7 protein-coding genes are annotated in these 5,806 nt (G+C 29.3%); 1 reads left to right on the top strand and 6 read right to left on the bottom strand.

All coding sequences use genetic code 11. The features are described 5' to 3' along the window. From AB1Z17_RS08260 to AB1Z17_RS08235, 6 genes are all read right to left on the bottom strand, one after another. The coding region (locus AB1Z17_RS08260; protein ID WP_368051326.1) for a dodecin domain-containing protein at positions 1–103 on the bottom strand (103 nt) is incomplete at its 3' end. 119 nt (positions 104–222) lie between these two features. Then, positions 223–678, bottom strand: coding sequence for a GNAT family N-acetyltransferase (locus AB1Z17_RS08255; protein WP_368051325.1), 456 nt, complete (start codon positions 676–678; stop codon positions 223–225). Between the two features lie 10 nt (positions 679–688). Continuing rightward, positions 689–2,005, bottom strand: a complete 1,317-nt coding sequence (locus AB1Z17_RS08250; protein ID WP_368051324.1) for a phosphoribosylamine--glycine ligase — start codon at positions 2,003–2,005, stop codon at positions 689–691. Positions 2,006–2,208: 203 nt separating this feature from the next. Next, entirely contained in the window at positions 2,209–2,562 is a 354-nt protein-coding gene (locus AB1Z17_RS08245) for a hypothetical protein (RefSeq protein ID WP_368051323.1), read from the bottom strand. Between the two features lie 384 nt (positions 2,563–2,946). Continuing rightward, positions 2,947–4,134 (bottom strand): pyridoxal phosphate-dependent aminotransferase, encoded by a 1,188-nt coding sequence (locus AB1Z17_RS08240; protein ID WP_368051322.1) that lies wholly within the window; start codon positions 4,132–4,134, stop codon positions 2,947–2,949. Positions 4,135–4,140: 6 nt separating this feature from the next. Beyond that, complete coding sequence (locus tag AB1Z17_RS08235; RefSeq protein ID WP_368051321.1) at positions 4,141–5,241, bottom strand: fatty acid desaturase; 1,101 nt, start codon at positions 5,239–5,241, stop codon at positions 4,141–4,143. 150 nt (positions 5,242–5,391) lie between these two features. Here AB1Z17_RS08235 and rsmG point away from each other — a divergent pair. Further along, the coding region (rsmG, locus tag AB1Z17_RS08230) for a 16S rRNA (guanine(527)-N(7))-methyltransferase RsmG (RefSeq protein ID WP_368051320.1) at positions 5,392–5,806 on the top strand (415 nt) is incomplete at its 3' end.

Genomic DNA, 5,806 nt, shown 5'->3' with positions numbered 1-5,806 from the left:
TATGCTTAACACTTTTAGAAGCATGTGAAACTGCTTTTTTAGTAGCTTCTTCCCAACTTTTATCAGAACTTGCCATTACTTCAATAACTTTCATTACTGCCATATTCTTTTCTTTTTTAAATTAATAATACCTAAATGTACAAAATTTACTTATAACTAACAATCCTTATAGTTTACACTTTTAGATAATATTTTCTAATACTTAAAAGAAGTTTGTCAAATTTATTCTGGATTATATGTCAAAATAAATTCTTTTGGTTGTAGTTCATTATTTTCGGCAAGTACCTTGTATCCATTTTTTTGATAAAAATTTCGTAATGAAGCTTCCTCAATAGTAAGCCAAAACTTTTGATAAGAATTTAAACCATGAACTTTAGATAACCATTTTGAAGCCAATTGCTGATTTCTTTTTTCAGGAATTACCCATAAAAACCCGATATAATAATAATTTTCTGCGTATAAATAGTTGAATTTATTTTCAAAATCAGTACTGTTTGGATGTCCATTTTTAAACACAATTCCACCAGCAATTATAGTTTCATTTTCTTTAAAAACGTAAATTGATGCCGAGTATTTAAATTCCGCCCATTGTGGAGCAATAATATCTTGCCAATCTTGAGGTAACATATTAAAAAACTGTGTAGTGTTTTTTTCTAAACTACTAAATTCTAAAATCATACTTAACGATTTACAATAAACCCCAGGACATTAATTTATCCGATTCATTAAACCATCTATCGCCAATATCTGTTCTATAATAACTGTTATTAACAATTATATTATTAACGCGGCTGTACATTGTTTTTTGCGCATCTTTCATAGTTAATCCAGTTCCACTAACCATTAACGCAATGCCTGTGTTTCCTGTAATAAGCCATTCGCCATTAATGTTTTTTAGATGCATTGGATGTATGCCTTCTTTCATTTCTTTTTTAAAAATTACAACGGAATCTTTAGAAAACAAATCGAACGTTTTTTTATCGTCATACGGAAATGGAGGCACCACAATAAAGACTCCTAGTTGAAATCCTTTTTTAGCATTAATCGTAAAATTTTCTCCAATAGCAATTTTATATAACATATTTCCAACTGGTTCGTTAATTCCCGATTTTTGAATAAATATTTGTGGAAATCCAAATCTGGATGTAAACTCTAACGGATAAATTCCGTTTCCATTTACAATACAATTTATATCTATGTGTCCTCTAAAATCTTTTTTGGCTAAAGTGTTTTCAAACTTTTGAAGTGTACTATTAAAAATTGGGGATTCATCAGTCCAAAACATGCTACTTCCCATTTCTCCAGTAGAAACACCTAATTCCTTAGGAAACAGTTTTTTATGTTCAAATGTAATATTTAAAGGACGTAGAAATTCTTTTCCATTAAAAAAAGCACTTACTGAAATTTCCACACCTTTTACTTTTCTTTGTAACTGAAAATTCCCAAAATTATTTCCCCAAGATTTTTCGTAGGCTTTTAAAACACGAATTACATCTTTACCTTCATCATCACTTCCTACAAAAAGGAGTTGTTTTAATTCTTGTATTTCTCCGCAAGGCTTTATAACATAAGAGTCTGGGTGTTTTTCAACATAACTTATAGCATCTTCAAAATTTTGAAATTCTTTAGATGGAATAATTTTAACTTTGTGTTTTTGAAGTTCATCGTGACCAAAATTACGATCTAATTCTAAGGCATCTGTATATTCACTTCCGCCAAATACTACTTTTCCTGAAGCTCTAAGTTCTTTACAAATTTTACCAAAACCTGTATAATCAAAAATAATAATATCGGCCCAATTAATGTGTTTTTTCCAGTCTTGTACTTTGGTAATAAAACCGTAGCCAATTTCTTTTGAAGGTTTGTCTTCTATATACATTTTAACACTATTACCTTCTAATTGTGTTGTGTAAGCAATGTCTAAGGATTCTCCCCATCTGGAAACAAATAAAAATTTTCTTTTTATGTTTCCGTTGTTTTTTAAATGTGTATTTTTTTTATTCACTTAACTATAATAACCTTATAAGGTTTAAATTGTATTAAAAAGGAGTGTCTGAAATTGCCATTTTCAGGATCTTGTAAAATTTATATTTAGTAAGAATACATCATTTTTTATGGATATAAAGAGCTTTGGACTGCTCAATTCTAAATACGCCCAATGTGACAAATTGAGTTGGATTTTACTTTTCAGACACCCTTTTAAAAAAACTATTCTTGTTCAATAAGTTTTAATTTAACAATTGTGTACGATTCGTATTCTTCTTCGTATTCATCTGTTTTAGTTTCAATTTTATAGGTAACTTCAAAAGATTCACCAATAAATTCTTCTTTTAAAAGATTGTATTTAGCAAGCGCTTCTTTACTAATTGTTTCAAAATAAAAGCTTTCATCTTCTTCATCTGTAAAATAATAAATGCCTTCTTCAAAACCATCAAAAGTTGCTTTGATAGTTATTTTTTCTTCTTGTTGATTTACAAAAGCTAAAGATGCCATTGTAAAAAGTAAAATCATTAATTTTTTCATTTTTTTAGGTTTTAAATAACTATTAATTTTTTTATTCATATTTTTTAATATTCCGCACAATAAAATATACTTGAAATTTCAGATTTAAAAATCTGGACTTGTTATTAAAAAAATATGAGTTTTGTAAGTTCACTAAATAGTATAGATACTATGTGAATTACCAAAAGAAGTTAACCTACGATTCTGGGTCTTACCAAGACCTACTTTTGAATATGACTTCCTAATTTTCAAAAGATTGAATCTTAAACTATTTTATTTCATCAAATAAAAATTGATTACATATACCTTGTAAATCAATACAAATGTAAATTAAAAAACAATACCTTTTTCAACTATTTTTGTTAAAAAAATAAAAAAATTATTCAAAAAAAGAGGCTGTTTAAAATGTTTTAAACAGCCTCTTTATGTATAAAAAAAATTATTTTAAGCCAGTGCTTTTCCAATTCTAGTAATTGCCTCACGCAACTGTACTTCGGATGCAGCATAAGACATTCTTATGCAATCTGGCGCTCCAAAAGCTTCACCAGTAACTGTTGCAACTGTTGCTTCTTCTAATAAGAATAACGAAAAATCTGTTGCGTTTTCAATTTTATGTCCTTTAATCTCTTTTCCGAAGAAAAAAGAAACGTCTGGAAAAATATAGAATGCTCCACCTGGCTTATTTAATTTAAAACCTTCAATTTTACTCAACAAATCCAATACCATATCTCTACGTTTATGGAATTCATCTACCATATACTGAATTTTTGAAACAGGTGCTTCTAAAGCAGTAATTGTAGCTCTTTGTGCAATACTGTTTGCTCCAGAAGTAATTTGACCTTGAATTTTATTACAAGCTCTAGCAATCCAATCTGGCGCACCAATATAACCAATTCTCCACCCTGTCATAGCAAATGCTTTTGCAACACCATTTACAGTAATTGTTCTGTCGTACATACTTTCTATTGCTGCAAAACTAAAAGTTGGCTCTCCATAACTTATGTGCTCATAAATTTCGTCTGAAAGCACATAAATATTTGGGTATTTTTCAATAACTTTTGCCAACGCTCTATACTCCGGTTCACTATAAATAGAACCACTTGGATTGTTTGGCGAATTAAAGAAAATCATTTTTGTTTTAGGAGTAATAGCTGCCTCTAATTGCTCCGGAGTAATTTTAAAATCAGTTTCTATAGAAGAAGGAATTTCTTTATAAGTTGCTTCTCCTAATGTTGCAATTGCAGAATAACTTACCCAATATGGTGCTGGTAGCAATACTTCATCACCAGGGTTTAACAATACCATGGCAACATTTGCAATTGATTGTTTTGCTCCTGTTGAAACAACTATCTGACTTGGATTGTAGTCTAAATTATTATCACGTTTAAATTTTGTAATAATTGCATCTTTTAAATCTGCATACCCATCTACAGGACTATAAGAACTGTAATTATCGTGAACAGCTTGTATAGCCGCTTCTTTAATAAAGTCTGGAGTGTTAAAGTCTGGTTCTCCTAAACTTAAACTAATAATGTCTTTTCCTGCTGCTTTTAATTCTCTTGCTTTTGCAGCCATTGCTAATGTTGCCGATACAGGTAAACTGTTAATTCTGTCTGATAGTTGATTTTTCATGATAAATTAAGCGTAATTAGGTTTTACACCCAAATTTTTTAGTTGATTAAAATGTTCTATTATTGCTTTTCTAAATGTCTTATACTCGTTATAAGGCAAGTTAAACTCTGTTGCAGTATCTTTTACAATTTTAGCAATTTTACCATAATGAATATGAGAAATATGTGGAAAAATATGATGTTCCACCTGATGATTTAACCCTCCTGTGTACCAAGAAACAAACTTATTTTTTGGCGCAAAATTCGAAGTTGTATATAACTGATGTATTGCCCAGGTATGTTCTAAATTACCATCTTTATCTGGCAATGGCATTTCGGTTTTTGGAACTACATGTGCCAATTGAAAAACAACACTTAAAATCATTCCGGCAGTATAATGCATTACAAAAAATCCAATTAATACTTTCCACCAAGCGATGTCTAAAACAAGTAATGGCAATACAATCCACAATAAATAATAAACAATTTTAGTAATTATTAAAACAGTCCATTCTTTTGCCGGGTTTGGAAAATCGCCATAAGAAAGCTTGCGTTTCAAATAATTATGCATTTGTTTAAAATCGGTAGTTATTGCCCAATTGATAGTTAATAAACCATATAAAAATATGGAATAATATTTTTGAAATTTATGAATTCCCAACCATTTAGAATGTTTCGAAAAACGAATAATTCTACCAGCATCAATATCTTCATCATGGCCTTGAATATTTGTAAAAGTATGATGCAAAACGTTGTGTTGCACTTTCCAATTATAAACATTTCCTGCTAAAATATAAATACTGCTTCCCATTAATTTATTTACCCACTTTTTACTTGAAAAAGATTCATGGTTACTATCGTGCATCACATTCATACCAACACCTGCCATTCCAATACCAATAACAACTGTTAATAAAAGTAATGCCCATTGAGGCATCGGCACAGTTAAAATTAAAATTAGTGGAACTAAAAATACAGCAAACATAATAATTGCTTTTGTGTATAATTTCCAATTACCAGTACGTTTGATCTTATTCTCTTTAAAATAAGTATTGACTCTTTTATTTAGAGTCCTAAAAAATTTAGCTTTATCATTGCGTGAAAAGCTTATTGTTTGATTACTATTCATACTACTTTTTATATATATATAAACGTATGTGCCAAAATTACGCCATTTTAAGTTTTTAAAAGAACTTTTGGGAAAAATATAACAATTTTTGAAAAGATGTTAATTTAATTTTTGAAATAGTAATTTTACAGCCAATTATTTAAAATACTTATGGAAACACTTTTAAATCATTTTTCTGATTTGTCTGAAACTCAAAAACATCAATTTTCGAAACTAGAAGAATTGTATAAATTTTGGAATGCCCAAATAAATGTAATCTCCAGAAAAGATATTGATGAATTATATACAAAACACGTATTGCACTCTTTAGGTATTGCAAAAGTACAATCTTTTAAACCTGGCTCTAAAGTTTTAGATGTTGGTACAGGAGGTGGTTTTCCTGGAATTCCGTTGGCAATTTTATTTCCTGAAACCAACTTTTATTTAGTTGATTCTATTGGAAAAAAAATAAAAGTTGTAAAAGAAGTTGCCGATGCTTTGGGGTTGAAAAATGTAAAAGCCGAACAAATTAGAGCTGAAAATGTAAAAGGTGAATTCGATTTTATTGTAAGCAGAGCTGTAACTA

This window comes from Lutibacter sp. (genome assembly GCF_040883305.1).
Taxonomy (GTDB): Bacteria; Bacteroidota; Bacteroidia; order Flavobacteriales; family Flavobacteriaceae; genus Lutibacter.
Note: the sequence above shows the minus strand (reverse complement) of the source record. Positions and strands in the feature narration are given on the sequence as shown.

Coding starts and splice junctions, on each gene's coding strand:
- AB1Z17_RS08255 (WP_368051325.1), bottom strand. CDS start 678: ATGATTTTAGAATTTAGTAGTTTAGAAAAAAACACTACACAGTTTTTT.
- AB1Z17_RS08245 (WP_368051323.1), bottom strand. CDS start 2,562: ATGAATAAAAAAATTAATAGTTATTTAAAACCTAAAAAAATGAAAAAA.
- AB1Z17_RS08240 (WP_368051322.1), bottom strand. CDS start 4,134: ATGAAAAATCAACTATCAGACAGAATTAACAGTTTACCTGTATCGGCA.
- AB1Z17_RS08235 (WP_368051321.1), bottom strand. CDS start 5,241: ATGAATAGTAATCAAACAATAAGCTTTTCACGCAATGATAAAGCTAAA.